General features: G+C 64.8%; 16 protein-coding genes. 11 read left to right on the top strand and 5 right to left on the bottom strand.

Annotation, left to right across the window (positions count from 1 at the left end; translation table 11 throughout):
* Positions 1-93: 93 nt before the first annotated feature.
* Positions 94-894, top strand: coding sequence for an aldo/keto reductase (locus tag FJT57_RS07565; protein ID WP_144903730.1), 801 nt, complete (start codon positions 94-96; stop codon positions 892-894).
* Between the two features lie 256 nt (positions 895-1,150).
* Here FJT57_RS07565 and ppc read toward each other — a convergent pair whose 3' ends face one another.
* Positions 1,151-3,844 (bottom strand): phosphoenolpyruvate carboxylase, encoded by a 2,694-nt coding sequence (ppc, locus tag FJT57_RS07570; protein WP_144903733.1) that lies wholly within the window; start codon positions 3,842-3,844, stop codon positions 1,151-1,153.
* 278 nt (positions 3,845-4,122) lie between these two features.
* On the opposite strand from ppc, the gene FJT57_RS07575 reads away from it, so the two are divergent.
* Together FJT57_RS07575 and FJT57_RS07580 are read left to right on the top strand one after the other, a co-directional pair.
* Positions 4,123-4,968 (top strand): ubiquinol-cytochrome c reductase iron-sulfur subunit, encoded by an 846-nt coding sequence (locus FJT57_RS07575; protein WP_144903736.1) that lies wholly within the window; start codon positions 4,123-4,125, stop codon positions 4,966-4,968.
* A 164-nt stretch (positions 4,969-5,132) separates the two neighbouring features.
* Entirely contained in the window at positions 5,133-5,684 is a 552-nt protein-coding gene (locus tag FJT57_RS07580; protein WP_144903738.1) for a DUF7344 domain-containing protein, read from the top strand.
* Between the two features lie 52 nt (positions 5,685-5,736).
* Here FJT57_RS07580 and FJT57_RS07585 read toward each other — a convergent pair whose 3' ends face one another.
* Entirely contained in the window at positions 5,737-6,156 is a 420-nt protein-coding gene (locus FJT57_RS07585; RefSeq protein WP_144903741.1) for a disulfide bond formation protein B, read from the bottom strand.
* A 149-nt stretch (positions 6,157-6,305) separates the two neighbouring features.
* On the opposite strand from FJT57_RS07585, the gene FJT57_RS07590 reads away from it, so the two are divergent.
* From FJT57_RS07590 to FJT57_RS07605, 4 genes are read left to right on the top strand one after another with little or no spacing between them, the layout of a single operon-like run.
* Positions 6,306-7,412, top strand: a complete 1,107-nt coding sequence (locus FJT57_RS07590) for a branched-chain amino acid ABC transporter permease (RefSeq protein WP_144903744.1) — start codon at positions 6,306-6,308, stop codon at positions 7,410-7,412.
* Complete coding sequence (locus FJT57_RS07595) at positions 7,409-8,737, top strand: branched-chain amino acid ABC transporter permease (protein ID WP_144903747.1); 1,329 nt, start codon at positions 7,409-7,411, stop codon at positions 8,735-8,737. The genes FJT57_RS07590 and FJT57_RS07595 overlap by 4 nt, the downstream gene beginning before the upstream one ends.
* Positions 8,730-9,629: an ABC transporter ATP-binding protein gene (locus tag FJT57_RS07600; RefSeq protein ID WP_144903750.1), complete on the top strand. Its 900-nt coding sequence runs from the start codon at positions 8,730-8,732 to the stop codon at positions 9,627-9,629. The genes FJT57_RS07595 and FJT57_RS07600 overlap by 8 nt, the downstream gene beginning before the upstream one ends.
* The gene (locus FJT57_RS07605; protein WP_144903752.1) at positions 9,626-10,408 is read left to right on the top strand and encodes an ABC transporter ATP-binding protein; all 783 of its coding nucleotides are present in this window, start codon (positions 9,626-9,628) and stop codon (positions 10,406-10,408) included. The genes FJT57_RS07600 and FJT57_RS07605 overlap by 4 nt, the downstream gene beginning before the upstream one ends.
* Positions 10,409-10,536: 128 nt before the next feature.
* Here FJT57_RS07605 and FJT57_RS07610 read toward each other — a convergent pair whose 3' ends face one another.
* A complete protein-coding gene (locus tag FJT57_RS07610) occupies positions 10,537-11,946 on the bottom strand; it encodes an ABC transporter substrate-binding protein (protein ID WP_144903755.1) in 1,410 nt (469 codons plus the stop codon).
* 361 nt (positions 11,947-12,307) lie between these two features.
* Between FJT57_RS07610 and udk the strand changes: the two genes are divergently transcribed.
* The 3 genes from udk to FJT57_RS07625 all read left to right on the top strand — a co-directional run bounded on the left by udk (position 12,308) and on the right by FJT57_RS07625 (position 15,401).
* Positions 12,308-12,997, top strand: coding sequence for a uridine kinase (gene udk / locus FJT57_RS07615; protein ID WP_144903758.1), 690 nt, complete (start codon positions 12,308-12,310; stop codon positions 12,995-12,997).
* A gap of 32 nt (positions 12,998-13,029) precedes the next feature.
* Positions 13,030-13,971 carry an alpha/beta fold hydrolase gene (locus tag FJT57_RS07620; RefSeq protein WP_144903761.1) on the top strand — a complete coding sequence of 314 codons (942 nt, stop codon included), beginning with the start codon at positions 13,030-13,032 and terminating at the stop codon, positions 13,969-13,971.
* A 404-nt stretch (positions 13,972-14,375) separates the two neighbouring features.
* On the top strand, positions 14,376-15,401 hold the full coding sequence (locus FJT57_RS07625) for an AIR synthase family protein (protein ID WP_144903764.1): 1,026 nt from the start codon (positions 14,376-14,378) through the stop codon (positions 15,399-15,401).
* A gap of 18 nt (positions 15,402-15,419) precedes the next feature.
* Here the strand turns inward: FJT57_RS07625 and FJT57_RS07630 are convergent, their stop codons facing one another.
* Positions 15,420-15,914, bottom strand: a complete 495-nt coding sequence (locus FJT57_RS07630; protein WP_144903766.1) for a DUF309 domain-containing protein — start codon at positions 15,912-15,914, stop codon at positions 15,420-15,422.
* 60 nt (positions 15,915-15,974) lie between these two features.
* Between FJT57_RS07630 and FJT57_RS07635 the strand changes: the two genes are divergently transcribed.
* Positions 15,975-16,793, top strand: coding sequence for a M14 family metallopeptidase (locus tag FJT57_RS07635; protein WP_144903769.1), 819 nt, complete (start codon positions 15,975-15,977; stop codon positions 16,791-16,793).
* Positions 16,794-16,822: 29 nt separating this feature from the next.
* Here the strand turns inward: FJT57_RS07635 and FJT57_RS07640 are convergent, their stop codons facing one another.
* On the bottom strand, positions 16,823-17,269 hold the full coding sequence (locus tag FJT57_RS07640) for a UPF0179 family protein (protein ID WP_144903772.1): 447 nt from the start codon (positions 17,267-17,269) through the stop codon (positions 16,823-16,825).

The raw sequence follows: 17,269 nt of genomic DNA on the forward strand, positions 1-17,269 counted from the left end.
TATAGAGCGGCCGAATCCGATATCGAACGCGCCGTTGGGACGACCGAATGCGACACCGAAAGCGTCGTGGGGACGGCGTGTGACTGATCGAGTATGGCACTTCCACCGCTCGGCTTCGGCACGTACAAACTGACCGACCCGGAGGCGGCACCGGCGGCCGTCTCGACCGCCGTGGATCTCGGCTACGACCACGTCGACACCGCGCAGAGCTACGGCAACGAGGAACTGGTCGCCGAGGGACTCGCGCGCGCCGACCGCGACGCCGACGACGTCTTCGTCGCGACGAAACTCGACACGGCGAATCTCGCCTACGGCGACGTCATCACCACGGCCCGCGAGAGCGCCGAGCGACTCGACGTCGACTCGCTCGATCTGCTGTACGTCCACTGGCCGATCGACACCTACGACCCCGAGGAGACGCTGCCAGCGCTCGACGAACTCGTCGACGACGGCGTCGTCGACCGCGTCGGCCTGAGCAACTTCCGCCGCGATCAGCTACTCGATGCGATCGATCGCCTCGACGCGCCGCTGGCCGCGCACCAAGTCGAGATGCACCCGCTCCTTCCCCAAGCGGAACTCCACGATCTGGCCGTCGAGCACGACCACCGGCTGGTCGCGTACTGCCCGATCGCTCGCAACCGGGTCGCCGAGGTCGAGGCGATCATCGACGTCGCCGAGAAGCACGACGCCACGCCCGCACAGGTGTCGCTCGCGTGGCTGCGGGCCAAGGGGAACGTCACCGCGATCCCGAAGGCGGCCTCGCTGCCGCACGTGCGCGAGAACTTCGGTTCGCTCGACGTCGAACTCGATGACGAGGACGTCGCCGCCATCGACGCGATCGACGAGCGACACCGCATCGTCGATTTCGAGGCCGCGCCCTGGAATCAGGTCTGAGTGTCTGGGAGCGGTCGTAAATATTCCTCACTCGACCGCGCGCCCGTCGTTCACTCGGTGGTACGCTGTCGTGCGGTCGGATCTACGCAAGTTGCAGACGCTCCGAAGGGTTATATCCGAAGACGGGGCCAGGCTCTCCGTGACGTAACGAGCGTCCCGCGTCGGTCAGCGGTTGTTTCGACACCCCGACGCGGGAGCGGCCTCCGCCCGCACGCGACTGTGTCGACTGTTCGCCCCACACGGTATTCCGTGCGACCTAGCCGGTGTTCTTCATTCCCGCGGCGATCCCCTTCACCGTGAGCCGAAGCGTCTGTTCTTCCTCGTCGGTGCGGAACTCCTGTTCGAGCAGATGCGTCTGCAGGAGGTTCAGCGGATCGACGTACGGGTTGCGTCGGCGGAGGCTCTCGTCGAGCCACTCGCGTTTCAGCAGCGAGTCGTGACCGGTCACCTCGAGGACGACGTCGCGGGCGCGCTCGTACTCCGCAGCGAGGTGCGGGAAGAACTCCTCGCGGAGGTCCGGATCCGCGAGGTCGGCGTAGTACGTCGCGATGTCGAGGTCCGTTCGCGCGAGCGCGAGCGACGCGTTGTCGAGCGTCGTCCGGAAGAACGGCCACTCCTCGTACATCTCTCGCAGGGTTTCGAGGTCGCCGCCGCCGTCGAGGTACGACTGAATGCCCGTGCCGAGCGCGTACCAACCGGTGATGATACAGCGGGACTGCGTCCAGGAGAACACCCACGGGATCGCCCGCAGGTCCTCGACGGTTCGCTCGCCCGAGCGCGACGCCGGGCGCGAGCCGAGATTCAGGTTCTCGATCACGCCGATCGGCGTCGCCTGTCCGAAGTAGGTCACGAACCCGTCGGACTCCAGCAGATCGCGGTACTGCTTGCGCGCCGTCGTCGCCATCTCGTCCATCGCGTCGAGCCACTCGTCGCGGACGTCCTCCTCGGGTTCGCGGATCGCTTGATGTCTCGCGCGCACCTGCGCGTTCAACATCTGTTCGACGTTGCGCTCGGCGATCTGCGGGTTCGCGTACTTCTCCGCGATTGCCTCGCCCTGCTCGGTGAACTTGATCTGCCCCGTGACGGTCTCGTTCGGCAGCGCGAGCATCGCCTCGTTCATCGGGCCGCCGCCGCGGGAGATCGATCCCCCGCGGCCGTGGAACAGCCGCATCTTCACGTCGAAGTCGTCGCAGATCGTCGCCAGGCGGCGCTGGTTCTTGTAGAGATCCCAGTTCGCGGCTAAGAAGCCGTTCTCCTTGTTCGAGTCGGAGTAGCCGAGCATAATCTCCTGGACGTTGTCGCGCGCGGACAACGCCTGCGCGTACGCCTCGTTCTCGAAGAGCATCCCCATAATCCGGCGAGCACCGTTGAGCGCCGATTCCGTTTCGAGGAGCGGAACGACGTCGAGCCCGCAGTGATCCGGCAGCGAGACCACGCCCGCCTGGTCGGCGAGGAAGAGCACTTCGAGCACGTGGCTCGGCTCCTCCGTCATCGAGATGCAGTAGGTGTCGATGGCGCCGACGCCGAACTCCCGCTGCCACTCGCCGAGCGTCTCGAACCGTTCGAGGACTCGCGCGGCCTCCTCGGACACGTCGCCGGGGTCATCAAGATCGAGGACTGGTTCGTCTTGCAAGATCGCCTCCGTGAGGACTTCGATCCGCCCGTCCTCGTCCCGACCGCGGTAGTCGATCCCTTCCTGGGTGAGCGCCTCGTGGACCGCCTCGGTGTGGTTCTTCTGATGATCTCGGAGGTCGAGGCTCGCGAGCGTGAAGCCGAACGTGTCGACCTGCCGCATCAGGGGTTCGACGTACTCGTCGGCGACGGTCTCCGCGCCGATCGAGCGGAGGCTCCCGTCGATCACGTCGAGGTCGGCGAGCAGTTCGCCTTTCTCGCTGTAGCCGTCGGGACGGACGTCCTCGATGCGGCGGAGGCGCTCGCGCATCAGTTTCAGCTTTTGTCGGTAGGGTTCGCCGGGGTAGCGCTCCTCGGCCTCGGCGGCGACGCCGGGGAGCCGAGCCCGGTCGGCTTTCAGCGATCGTTCGAGGTCGGCGCCGACGTCGATGCGGCTGCCGTCCTGACTCAGGAACCCGGAGAGGCGTTTGAGCGCCTGGCTGTACTTTTCGAGCACCACCGAGCGCTGCCGTTCGAGCGTGTCGGTCGTCACCTCGGTCGTGACGAACGGGTTGCCGTCGCGGTCCGAACCCGCCCACGACCGGAACTCGAAGAGCTTCGGGACGTCGACGTCGGGGTAGTCGTCGGCGAGCAGGTCCTCTAATTCGGCGTACACTTCGCCGACGACGTCGAACAGAATCGATTCGAGGTACCACTGGACGTTTCTGGCTTCGTCCTGCGGTTCGGGGCGTCGCTCCCGGACCTGTGAGGTCTGCCAGAGGCTCGTGACCTCGGCGTCGACCTTCCGCCACAGCTGGTCGTGCTCGCGGTCGGTGACCCGACGCTCGTCGAGTTCTTCGAGTCGGCTCGCGATCGAGCGGAGTTTCGCCTTCACCGTCTTCCGGCGCGCCTCCGTCGGGTGCGCGGTGAACGTCGGCTCGATGAGGACGTCGTCAAGTACCCGTTGGACCGTCTCGGCGTCGGTGTCTGACTTGACGAGGGTCTCAACGGTGGCGACGAGGCCGTCCTCCAGCTCTCCGGCCTGCGAGGATTCGCGGACGACGCGGGCGCGCTCCCGCTCCTCGGCGAGGTTGATGAGCTCGAAGTACGTCGTGAACGCGCGGGCGACGATGCTCTCGTCCGCAGGCGAGAGGCCGTCGAGCAGGTGGTCCAACTCGTCTCTGGATTCGTGCTCTCCCTTCCGGTAATCGATCGCCGCGGTCCGGATGCCCTCAACCGTCTCGAAGGACTCTCGAGAGGTCTGCTCGGCCAACACGTCGCCGAGCAGCGCCCCGAGTTCCCGGACGTCCTGTTTGACGTCCCTGCTGTGTAAGTCCATACCAAACGATATATTTTCATCCGAGTAAAAAACCACCGAGTTGCCGGGATATTTACACCCGCCGAAACAGGGTATTACCGCCCGAGACTGCCGTCTGTGATCGACGATCGTTGAGCTATTCATCGACGACTAACGTCTCGAATCCGCGTGTCGTGTCGTGATTATTTCAGGCTCTTTCCGTCTAGTTGAGAATCCGACACGATTTGTCAATGAATCGCCGGACGATGATCGACCAGGGGTTTCGTCATCCTTTTTACCAGCGGGACGAACTGTCCCGTATGAGTGAGCGCGACAAGTATCCGGCGGAGTCGGGTCGCCGTCGGTTCGTGAAGGGTGTCGTGGGGGGTGCAACACTCGCGGGCGTCGGCGCGACGGGTGCCGCTGCGATCAACTCCGCGACGCAGGCCGCCGGTGCGGGCGGCGGTTCGACCGTGGCGTACGCTATCGAGAACATCGACGGTCCCGCTCCGCGCGGAATGCCGCAGATCCCGGTCGAAATCGACGACGAGGGATATCTCAAGGGCGTCTGGCCTGAAGTCAGAACTGTGGAGGAGCAGGGTCTGCAGGTCACTATCGCTTCGACACAGGATTTCAAGGGCACGGGAATCACCTACTCCTCGGACTGGTTCCAGTTCTGCGGCGTCGAGTCCTACGGGGGCATCGACCCGGAGTACGATTCGGAGAACTACTTCCGGTCGGGATCGAGCCCGGGCTACGAGTGGCAGACCGAAGCGTACTCCGAGGGGGACCGCCTGCACGTCGACGACTTCGACGACTATCAGGAGTGGTCGAACGGCGTCGGGAGCGACGGTCTCGGCAAGCCAGCGACCGGTCGCTGGCGCTCCGAGGACGCAGAAGACGTCATTCCGATCCAGGTCATCAAATCGGACCGGGTGATGGAACTGGCCGAAAGTAACCCCTGGCTCGAGGCCTCGACGGAGGAGGGCTTCATCGCGTGGCTCAACAAGTGTACGCACTTCTGCTGCGTGCCGCAGTTCAAAGCCGAGGGCTCGGCGAAGTTCAACGCCGAGGACGACGTCTACTGTCAGTGCCACCAGTCGGTCTACGACCCGTTCAGCATCGTCGAGACGCTGTTCGTGGCGCGTCCGCGTCCGGCCGAGTAACCGGCAACTCCGTTTTTCCCGAAGTTTATCTACTGAGGGGTGTCTCCCCGCGACCGACGCGCGCCAGCGACGGCCTCTCGCGGCTGCGCATACGATCAGCGACGCGGTGGGAACGTCTGCCGATTCGGACAGCTTCATGTAGGACGGCTTCAGAGAGTAGTGTAATGAGCAAATCCGAGGCCGATCTAGCCCCCGACGGCGAGCGTCTCGACGCCTCGGAGATCCACGACGTCCTCCGGAACGACCGCCGTCGACTCGTGCTCGAACGGCTTCGCGCGGGCGAGGGCGTCGAGACGGTGTCCGATCTCGCAGAGCAGATCGGGGCCGTCGAGGCCGGGGAGTCGCCGCCGCCGCGGAAGGTTCGACAGAGCGTCTACGTGTCGCTTCATCAGACGCACCTGCCGAAGCTCGACGAACTGGGAATCGTCGAGTACGACCCGGACGGCAAAACCGTCACGATCGCCGACAACGCCGCCGACGTCGCCGTGTATATGGAAGTCGTTCCGCAGTACGGCATCTCGTGGGCGGAGTACTACCTCGGCCTCGGACTGCTCGGCGGACTCTCGCTTCTGGCCGTCGCGATCGGCGTCCCGATCTTCAGAACGCTATCGCCGCGTTTCATCGCTGTGGGGTTGTCGTTGGCGCTGGTGGTCTCCGCACTGTATCAACTGATCGACCAACAGAGTTCGTTCCTCCACCGACGTCAAAACGACTGAGACCGGCGACGGGCGGCTGACTGTACGGGAGCAGACCGCGACGGATTCGCCTTCACCGATCTTCGCGGACCATCCACACACTGACGGACAAGCCCGTCACGAGGACGAACGCGATCAGCGAGAGCCGCGGGATCGTGAGCAGTCCTCCGGCCATCGGGTAGAGGATCGACGAACAGCCGCCGCCGACCGAACAGGTCGCTCCGATCGCGGGGCGGAGTTGGAGTACCACGTGGTAGGCGGCGACGCCGACGCCGAGCCCCGAGAGCGGCAGCACCGTTCGAATCACCTGTGGCCGGTTCTCGACGGTCGCGACGCCGAGCACGACGGTCAACGGATACAGCAGAATCCGCTGATACCAGCACAGTTCGCACGGGACGAGACCGAGCCCGAGACTGAAGTAGAGGCTGCCGATCGTTCCGACGAGTGCGACGGCGGTGGCAACGCCAAGTAGCGTTCGCGTTCGAGGTGGCACAATCGCGAGGAAACGCCGAAACCGCTTGGTCCTGTCGACGAACCTGTGGGTTTCCCCGCCATTCGGGGCGGATTCGATCATTCTCCCGGGCCTGGGAAGAAAGACTTATCATCGTTTCCCAACCGCAAATACCGTGAGGATAGTTATCAATGGGTATCGCCGAGACGTACACACGCGGACGGCAGTTCGCGATCGCGCGGCCGGGCTCCGTCCTTCTGACACTCGTCGGGGCCGTCCTGCTGTTCGATCTGCTCTCCGGTCTGGCGACCGGGCAGCACTCGTTCAGTAATGTCGGCTCGCTCGTGTGGGACGGGCTGATGCGCGGACTGGTCGTCGGTCTCGCGGGCATCGGGCTCTCTATGACGTACAGTATTTTGAACTTCGCAAACTTCGCACACGGTGACTACATTACCGCAGGGGCGTTCTCCGGGTGGGCGGCGACGTACCTCATCGCCGGGATCGGCCGCGCCGACGTCGGGGCGCTGTTGCTCGTCGGTGCGGGCGGTTCCGTCTTCGGCGGCACGCTCGGAATCGGCGTCACCGGAACGCCCATCGCGGTCCTTGCGGGCATTCTCACCGCCGGAATCGTGACGATCGGCTTGGCGCTGTTCATCGATCGAACGGCGTTCCGCCCGATTCGCGACGCCGACGGGATCACGCTGCTCATCACCAGCATCGGCGTGGCGTTCGCGCTCCGGTATCTGATGCAGTTCGTCTTCGATTCGAGCGTCCGGGGGACGACGTCGCAGCCGCCTGCGTTCCCGCTGTATCTCGTCGACGGCGCGGTGCGGGTCAACGCCCACGACATCGCGCTCGTCGTGGTCGCCGGGAGCCTGATGCTTGCGGTGCATCTCCTCTTGCAGTTGACGAAACTCGGCAAGGCGATGCGAGCGATGGCCGATAACGAGGACCTCGCACAGATCACGGGCATTCCCACCGAGCGCGTCGTCCGCGCGGTGTGGGTTATCGGCGGGGGACTGACGGGCGTCGCGGGGTATATGTTCATCCTCTGGAAGGGGACGCTCGGCTTCAACGACGGGTGGCTGTTGCTGCTCTTGATCTTCGCGGCGGTCATCCTCGGCGGGATCGGTTCGATCTACGGGGCCATCGTCGGCGGTCTCGCGATCGGTCTGACGGCGTCGCTGTCTGTCATCTGGATCCCATCGGCATTCACACGCGCGGCGGCGTTCGCGGTGATGATCGTCATCCTCTTGGTGAAACCCGAAGGGATCTTCTCCGGGAGGACGACCGCATGAGCGTCCGAGAAGACCTCGCAGATCGAGTTCCGGGCGGCGATGCGGGATTCATCGTGGCCGTTCTACTCGGCGTCTACGCCGCGTACGTACTCGCAGGCGTGGCACTCGGGTATTCGATCCGCGGCCAACTGAACTCCGTCGCGGTCTTGACCTTCTACATCGGCGTCTTCGCGATGCTCGCGCTCGCACTGAATCTACACTGGGGATACACGGGGCTGTTCAACATCGGCATCGTCGGCTTCATGGCCGTCGGTATCTACGTGATGGCGCTGGTGTCGAAGCCGCCAGCAGGCACTGGCGCGGCGCAGATCGGCGGGCTCGGTCTGCCGCTCGTCGTCGGCATCGTCGCCGGGATGGCGGCTGCCGCCCTGCTGGGCGCGTTGGTCGCGTTACCGGCGTTACGGTTGCGGGCTGACTACCTCGCGATCGTCACGATCGCGATGTCCGAGATCGTGCGCTTTACGTTCCTCTCGGGGACGCTGGAGGAGTTCCAACTGTTCGGACAGCAGGTCGGGTTCGGCGGCGGATCCGGGGTCATCCTCAATTTCACCGACCCGATGGAGGCGTTCTTCCGCTTCTTCGGACTGTGGGATTCGTATCTCGGCATCGTCACCGCGTTCGAGGTCATCATTCCGAACAACCCGAAGCCGGTCGTCGACGGCCTCGTCTACGGCGTGGTCCTGTTGGGCTTCGTCGCCGTGCTCTACTGGCTGCTCAAGCGAACGGGAGAGTCGCCGTTCGGTCGCGTACTGAAAGCGATCCGCGAGGACGAAGATGTCGCGAACTCGCTCGGAAAGGACACGAACCGGTTCAAGATCAAGGCGTTCATGCTCGGGTGTGCGTTGATGGGGCTCGTCGGCATCCTCTGGCTGATGACGAGCGGCTCCGTCACGCCCAACTTCTTCCGCCCGCGAGTGACGTTCTTCGTGTGGATTGCGCTCATCATCGGCGGATCGGGCTCGAACACGGGCAGCGTCCTCGGCGGTGCGGTCTTCGCCGCGCTGCTGTTCCAGGGGCCGCGATACGTGAAGAACCTCGTCGACACCGTGATTCCGAACGCCGACGCGCCTTCGAGCTTCGGCCCGGCGGTCGCCCCGCTGTTCTCGAACTTCGATCCGTCACCGCTCTTCTTCTACACCATCGACAGCATCAGACAGCTTCAGTTGGTGTTTATGGGACTCGTTCTCATCTGGCTGATGCACAACCGACCGGAGGGGATGCTCGGTCACCGCAAGGAGACGGCCGCGGGGATCCCGCTGACCTCGTCGAGAGCGAAGGGGACAGCGCACGCGGACGGCGGTGAGAGAGGTGGGACAGATGAGTGACACCGACGCGACGAACGCCGAGACTGTCGGGAGCATCCCCGACGACGCGGTCGCGACGTCCAGCGGGAGCGACGGATCGTCGAGCAGACTCGACCTCGGCTCCGGCGGCCCCGACGTCGCCGAACAGTACCCGCTGCAGGTGGAGGGGCTGCGAAAGACCTTCGGCGGCATCACCGCCGTCGACGACGCATCGTTCCGGGTCGAGCAGGGAAGTCTGACCGGTCTCATCGGTCCGAACGGGGCCGGGAAATCGACGACGTTCAACCTCATTACGGGGATGTTGCAGCCCGATTCGGGAACCGTGACGTTCGACGGCGAAGACATCACCGGCCGGAAACCGCACGCGATCGCCAACAAGGGACTCGTTCGAACGTTCCAGATTGCGAGAGAACTTCAGGATATGACGGTCTTGGAGAACCTGATGTTGGCTCCGAAGGGCCAGCAGGGGGAGACGCTCTGGCGCTCCGTCACACCCGGGTTCCGCGACGACGTTATCGAACAGGAAGAAGAGCTCCTCGAACGGGTCTGGAACGTCCTCGAGTTCTTCGATATCGACCACATCGCCGAGGAGTACGCCGGAAACCTCTCCGGCGGGCAGCGCAAACTGCTGGAGATGGCCCGGGCGCTGCTCACCGACCCGGACATGCTCCTTCTCGACGAACCGTTCGCGGGCGTCAACCCCTCGTTGGAAAAGCGCCTCCTCGAACACATTCACGAGTTGCGCGAGCAGGGCTACACGTTCCTGCTCGTCGAACACGATATGGATCTGATTATGGAGAACTGCGAGCGAGTGATCGTCCTGCATCAGGGGCGCGTCCTGACGGAAGGCTCGCCCGAGGAGATACAGGCAAACGAGGAGGTCATCGAGGCCTACCTCGGGGGGAACGTATGAGCGCCGACACCGAGCGCGACCCGCCGCCGTACGACGCCGCGGTGTCGCAGGAGTCCGTACTCGACCGTGAGGCGCAGTCGCTCCTCGAAGTTCGCGGTCTCGACGCGGGCTACGGCGACCTACAGATTCTGACCGACGTCGACCTCGACGTCGGCGACGGCGAGTACGTCACCATCGTCGGCCCGAACGGGGCCGGGAAGTCGACCGTGATGAAGTCCGTGTTCGGTCTCACCACCCATATGGGCGGGACGGTGACGTTCGAAGGCGAGGACATCACCGGGCTCCGACCAGAGGAGATTATCCACGAGGGCATCGGTTACGTGCCGCAGAACCAAAACGTGTTCGCCTCGTTGACGGTTCGGGAGAATCTGGAGATGGGGGCGTACATCCTCGATTCCGTCCCGCAGGACGCTCTTGAGGCGGTCTTCGAGCGGTTCCCGATCCTCGAAAAACGCCAGTCGCAGAAGGCCGGAACGATGTCCGGCGGCCAACAGCAGATGCTCGCGATGGGCCGCGCGCTGATGCTCGAACCCTCGCTGCTCCTGCTTGACGAACCGTCCGCAGGGCTCGCTCCCGACCTCGTCGACGATATGTTCGATCGCATCGACGCGATCAACGACGACGGCACGGCGGTCTTGATGGTCGAACAGAACGCCAAGGAGGCGCTCCGTCGCTGTGATCGGGGCTACGTCCTCGCGAACGGACGGAACCGCTATATGGACGACGGCGATGTACTGCTGAACGACGAGGAAGTCAGAAAGGACTTCCTCGGCGGATAGGTGGCTTTCTGCGAAGGGGTCGCAGACTGTTGGATTCTGAGCGGTTTTGTGGCGTTGTTACGGATTTTTCGCCGTCGCTCGTGGCGTGGTACGTCAAAAAAATTCTGCGAATCGAGCGTCGTCTTGGGTTAGTTCCCCGACAACGCCGAACTGATGACCGACGAGTACGAGGACTCGCCGATGTTGATGCCGAGTTGGTCGTAGACCTCGCCGCCGAACTCGTCGGCGAACACGTTACTGAAGCGCTCGGAGAGCTGTTGACCGTAGTCGTTGTTGATGTAGATTGTCGTAACCGTGCTCACGTCCAGCCGTTCGGACATCACTTGCGCCATCACGCGGCCCTGAAGGATGTCCGAGGGAGCCGTCCGGAAGATGTAGTCGTCGTCTTCGAGGTTCGTGACCGACAGCGCGGTGGAGGACGGGGACATTCCAACCATCTGATTCGGAATGAAGACCTCCTGTGCGGCGGCGATGTTCACGCCCGAGGAGGCCGACCCGCAGACGCTGGGTACGCCCGCGCTGGCGAGCGATTCGGCGGCAGCCGTCCCGGCGCTCGGCGAGGTCTCGGAATCTTCGATCTGAGCGTTGACCGAGAGGCCAGCCGGGTTGGCGTCGTTGACCTGCGTTACGGGCAGTTCGGCGGCTTGAATCATCGGGCCACCCACGGAGGCCAGATCGCCTGTCTCCGGGAGGAGGATTCCGACCGACATCTCTCGGTCAGTGCCACCGGGTGAACTATCGGCCGACGGACCGCTGCCGTCGGGGTTCTCTCCCTCGAAGTTCTGCACGTCGATGGTCTCGTCGGTATTGTCGTTGAACTCCCAGACGGCGTAGGCCGCGGACGCCGGGTCGCCGTTTTGATCGAAGTTCGTCGCTGAGGACGCCCCTTGGTAGTTCACGTCCTCGCCGTTCGCCGCCGCTTCGATTCCTTCGGTGAGGTTTTCGGGAGTGACCTCCATCCCACCGGGGTTGGCGATCCGACGCATCTGATCGCGGACCGCGGTTCCGTTGTTCTCCCCCGCTGCGGCGTTCGCGAGCAACTGGAGGGCGACGGAGTCGTACGATTGTGAGGTGAACACGCCAGGTGAGGCGTCGTATTCCTCTTCGAACAGGGAGTTGAACGCCTCCTGACTCGGGCCGCCCGCAGCGGGTGCGGTCCCCGTGACGTTCGCCATCTCGTTACCAACCTGCCCCGGAAGGTCCCCGTCGCGGAGGCCGTCAGGGACGAGGATCGTCTCGCTCCCGTCCGACTGGCTGTAGTAGTCGCGGAACAGCTGGATCCCGCTTTCGGGGTAACAAATGAAGACGAGCCCTTCGGGTCCGTCTCCAGAGCCGCCGCCGCTATCGCCGCTACTGTCGCCGCCACTATCCCCACCGCTGTCTCCGCCACTATCTCCACCACTGTCGCCGCCACTATCCCCACCACTGTCGCCGCCGTCGTCCGGGCTTCCGATACACCCGGCGATGCCGGTCGCTCCGATCGTTCCCGCCGCACCGACCTGTTTCAGGAATCTGCGCCGTACGATATCACGTGCCATAAACACGGGAATGGGGCACCATTATATAAATGTACCCGTTACGACACTGGTCAGACGTGTATTCGAGACGAACGATGATAGACGTTCCACGACGGTTCAACCGCATTGGGAGCCGGGAAATCGATTTCGGTGAGACCACCGCTGAGTCTCATCCTATCTGACTTCTGTAACGATGTGCGGACACAGTCTGCCGCTGCATTCTCACACTCACTCCGAACACGTTGTCCGATATCGGATCGGGGCGTTCGTTCGAAGACGGTGGCCTCGAAGAACCGTTCGCCACCGGTCGGTTCGACGAATCGCCACCGGTCAGTTCGACGAATCGCCACGCTCAAGCGTTCGGGGCGTCCTCTGTCAGAACATGACTATCCCCTCGTTCGTCATCGGGATCGCGGGCGGGACCGGTGCGGGGAAGACGACGGTCGCGCGACTCATCACCCGCAACGTCGGCGATGCGGTCACCCGGATACCGATGGACAACTACTACGAGGACCTGAGCCACCTCGCGCTCGAAGAGCGCGAAAGCGTGAACTACGATCACCCCTCTGCGTTCGAGTGGGAACTCCTCCGAGAGCAGCTTTCGACGCTTCTGGAGGGCCAGCCGATCGAGATGCCGACGTACGACTTCGAGGTGCACAACCGGACGGACGAACCCACTCGCGTCGAACCCACCGACGTCATCATTCTGGAGGGGATTCTCACGCTGTACGACGAGGCGGTCAACGAGATGCTCGACCTCCGGCTCTACGTCGAGACCGACGCCGACGTCCGGATTCTCCGTCGCATCCAACGCGACGTCATCGAGCGCGGTCGCGACCTCGAAGGCGTCATCGACCAGTATCTCTCGACGGTCAAGCCGATGCACGAACAGTTCGTCGAGCCCACGAAGAAGCACGCGGACCTCATCGTTCCCGAGGGGGCAAACAGCGTCGCGGTCGACCTGCTCAAAGAGAAGATCCACGCTGAAGTCGGGGGGACCGCAGGGCGCGACTGGGAGCGCGAGCCGACGCCGGAGTTCGCGGACCAACTCGTCGTCGATCCCGACGAGTGAGCGGCACCGATCGCACACAGCCGATTCGACCTATGAATCACGGCCTGTTCCCCGAGACCGTCGGAATCGACGCCGATTCCCGGTTCGTCGACATCGACGTCGAATCCCGGTTCGACGACGCCGACACCGACTCCCGCCGTGGACGAGTCGACGGGGTCACCCTCCACGTCGTCGTCGCGGGACCGGAGGACGGCGAACCGGTGGTCCTCCTCCACGGCTTCCCGGAGTGTTGGTACGGGTGGCACGAGTACGTCGAACCGCTGACGGCGGCGGGCTACCGAGTGATCGTTCCCGACCAGCGCGGCTACAACGCGAGCGACAAGCCCTCGGCCGTCGGGGCGTATCACCTCGATTCGCTCGCGGGCGACGTGTCGGGGCTGCTCGACGCCTTCGATATCGGCACCGCGCACCTGGTCGGGCACGACTGGGGCGCGTACGTGGCGTGGTGGGTCGGCCTCCACGCGCCGGAGCGAGTCCGTACGCTGTCGGTGCTCAACGTGCCGCACCCCACCGTGTTTCGGCGGGCGCTCACGCGCAATCCCCGACAGATGCTTCGCAGCTGGTACGTGCTGTTTTTCCAACTGCCTCGACTCCCGGAGACGCTCGCCCGAGCGGGAGACTGGCGAACGCTCACGACCCTGTTCGAGCGAAGCAGCCGCCCGGGGACGTTCGATGAAACCGATTTCGAGCGATACCGGACGGCGTGGGAGGTCGAGGGCGCGTACCGCTCGATGCTGAACTGGTACCGCGCCATCGTCCGCGCCGATCCGCGTCCGGCGACCACCCGCGTGAGGCCGCCGACGCTCGTTCTCTGGGGAGCGAACGACGACTTCCTGCTGGAATCGCTGGCGACCGAGAGTTCGGGGTACTGCGAGTCGGGTCGGCTGGTCGTCCTCGACGACGCCACGCACTGGCTCCACCACGAGTTCCCCGATCGGGTTCTCGACGAACTCACGACACACTTCGAGCGCTGAGCGGCTCCGATATGAAACAGGGCGGTCCGACGGTCGAGTCGGAGTCGTCTCACCGGCCCGCTGGGCTACTGCCAAGCCGTGCCGACGCTTCGTGGGGGTGATGTTCAGTCGGGCTGACGCTCGGTCCCGCTGTCACTCTGTCCTGCTATATATCAATCGGGAGGCAACTTAGCGAGGTTCTTGTAACAAGCGGCCCGACTATCGCTCGACGCGAGAACACGACACCATCACGTGCTATGTGACACCGAATCCGACGGGATGAGCTCCGTGGGAGCCGCGCTCGCGTCACTTCATGAGGCGGTGACCGGGACCCCCACTCGGTCACCTGTGCTTCCGACGGTCGCCACGGCCGCGGCGATGGCCCACAGCGCTACGTTAAAACCGACCCGCCGAGACGGACGCGTATGGCGGATCTCGGAAAGGTCGACCGCGAGTTCTTCGACGAGTACGTCTTCCCGCGGCTCGGTGCCGACCGCGCCGACGTGGCGTTGGGACCGACACACGGCGTCGACTTCGGGCTTCTCGATCTTGACGGCACGGCTGTCGCCATTGCGACCGATCCCATCTCCGTACTCCCGGGCCTGGGCTTCGAGCGCGCCGGGCGGTTCGCGCTGGATTTCGTCCTCGCCGACGTCGCCGTCTCGGGTCTCGAACCCTCCCATCTGGCGGTTTCGTTCACGCTTCCGCCCTCGATGAACGACGAGTCGTTCGCGACGCTCTGGGAATCGATGCACGCGGAGGCGGCCGATCTGGGCGTCTCGATCGTCACCGGTCACACCGCCCGGTACACGGGCTGTTCGTTCCCGTGGGTCGGCGGCGCGACCGCGCTCGCCGTCGGAGAGTTCGACGCGCTCATCCGCCCGGACGGCGCGCGGGTCGGCGACGACGTCCTCGTGACGAAGGGGCCCGCCGTCGAGGCGACGGGACTCCTCACGACGCTGTTTCCAGAACAGTTCGATCTCGAAGCGGAGACGCTCAGCGCCGCACAGGCCCGGCTTGAGGAGGCGTCGTGCGTGCGTGACGCGATGACCGCCACGGCGGCGGGCGGCGTCCACGCGATGCACGACGCGACCGAGTGCGGGCTGTTCGGCGCGTTCGTCGAGATGGCCGCGGGTGCGGAGGTCCGACTGGATCTTTCGACAGGAGAGATTCCGATTCGACCCGGTGTCCGCGAGACTTGCGACGCGCTCGACATCGACCCGTGGAGCGCGACGACCGGCGGGACGCTCGTTCTCTCTGTCGATCCCGAACGAACGAGCGACGTCGTTTCCGCGCTCGAAGCCGAAGGAACGCCCGTCGGCGTCGCCGGGACGGTCCGAGCGGGTGCGGGCGTCGCCGTCGACGGCGGGGAGATTTCGCACCCCGAGGTCGATCCCTCCTGGGCGGCCTACGAGGAACTCGCGGCGGCCGATGCGGAGACAGAGCGCTAGGGAGCGCGAAGGAGCGTCTCAGTCCAACCCCTCGGCGTATTCGCGGTCCCGTCGGTCGGCCTCCGGACGTGCTCCGTCGAGTTCGATTCGCCACTCCTCCAGCACGGACGGCTCGTCGCACGCCGCACCGATCGCCCGTCGAACGTCGGCGACGTCGACGCCGTAGTAGTCGTCCGGGACGCTATCGAGGTACTGCAACGCCGTGCGAAACAGCGATCGCATCCCTCCGTCGTCGTCGAAATCGAAGTGCTTGTACGCGCCAGCGGCGACCTGGACCATCCCGTGGAGAAAGGCGCTCTCGGTCGTCCCGGAGCCGTAGTTGTACCACTCGTCCTCGAAGCAGTCGTGGGAGGCGTGAAAGTCCCGAGCGTTGTAGAGCCGAACGCCGTGAATCGTCGCGCGGCGGAGCGTCCCGTGCTCCCATCCGTTCGACACCGTCCGCTCGCGGTTCCAGCCGGTCGGCGTGCCGGTGGTCGGCGGCGCGACGGTGTCGTCGCGCGTGTGGTCGTTCACGACTCAACGTTCGCGCCGACAAATAAAGAGATTTGACCCTCCGATACTTGCCAGATACTGATGCGAATCTACGAACTCGGGGAGGGGACCCCCGAGGTCGCCGTCGTCGGATCAATCCACGGGGACGAACCCTGCGGGGAACGGGCGATCGAACGCTTCATCGCCGAAGACCCGGTCGTCGAGCGGCCGGTCAAACTCATCGTCGCGAACGAGGAGGCGCGCGAGGCCGACGTCCGCTACCTCGACGAGGATCTGAACCGCGCGTTCCCGGGCGATGCGAACGCTGAATCCCACGAGGGACGGCTCGCGCACGACCTCGTCCGCGAACTCCGCGGAAAGACGGTGCTGTCGCTGCACTCGACGCAGTCGTACGCCGAACCGTTCGCGCTCGTCGACGAGGTGGGCGCGGTCACGCGGGCGATCTGTCCACACCTCCCGATGGAGTATCTCGTCGAGACCGGATCGTTCGCCGCGGGTCGGCTGATCGACCACGCCCACACGATCGAAGTCGAGTGCGGGCTCCAGGGGAGCGAGAGCGCCGCCGCGAACGCCTACTGGATCCTTCGCGCGTTCCTCTCTGCGACGGGCGTCCTCCCCGCGCCGATCGAGGGCGAATCGGAGCCGCCGCTGTCGCTGCATCGCCGCGACGAGGGCGACGTGACGGTCTTCCGACTCCTCGATCGAATTCCGAAGAATCCCGCGGAGGAGTACCGCGTCTTCGTCGACAACTTCCAGCGGGTCGCGCCGGGCGACCTCGTCGCCGCGGCAGATGGCGACGAATTCAGCGCCGACAGCGAGTTTTATCCCGTGTTGCTCTCCGCCAACGGCTACGAGGACGTGTTCGGCTACGCGGCCGATCGGCTCGGGACGCTGGCGTAGGACGGTCGTGGAGGAAGGAGACGCCTCGTTTACTCCGGCGGCGCGAGTTCGACGAGCGTCAGGTCCCTGTCCAGATAGCAGAACTCGTGCGGCGGGTCGCCGCCGACGTCGTCGATGCGGTACTCGGTCTCGAAGTCCGCGCCCTCCGGGACGCAGTACTCGTGGCTCGGACACTCCGTGTGCGGGCACGGACCCGGGAGGCTCACTTTGCTCCCGGCGTACGCGCCCTTCGAGGCGACGTTGGCGGTGATCGACGCGGGCTCGACCTCGACCGCGCGAACCCCGGTGTCGTGGACGGCGCAGTCGAGTAGCTGACCGTTTTCGCGGACGTCCGTCACCTCGTAGCGGACGCCCTCCGAGAGGTTCAGACACTGCTGTCGGTACGGGCAGCCCTCGCACGCCGTCGACGCCCCCTCGTAGACGAACTCCGTCCCCGAGGACGCGAGCCGGTCGCCGATGAGCGTGACTTGGGTCAT

The organism is Halobellus captivus (genome assembly GCF_007655485.1).
Lineage (GTDB): Archaea > Halobacteriota > Halobacteria > Halobacteriales > Haloferacaceae > Haloquadratum > Haloquadratum captivum.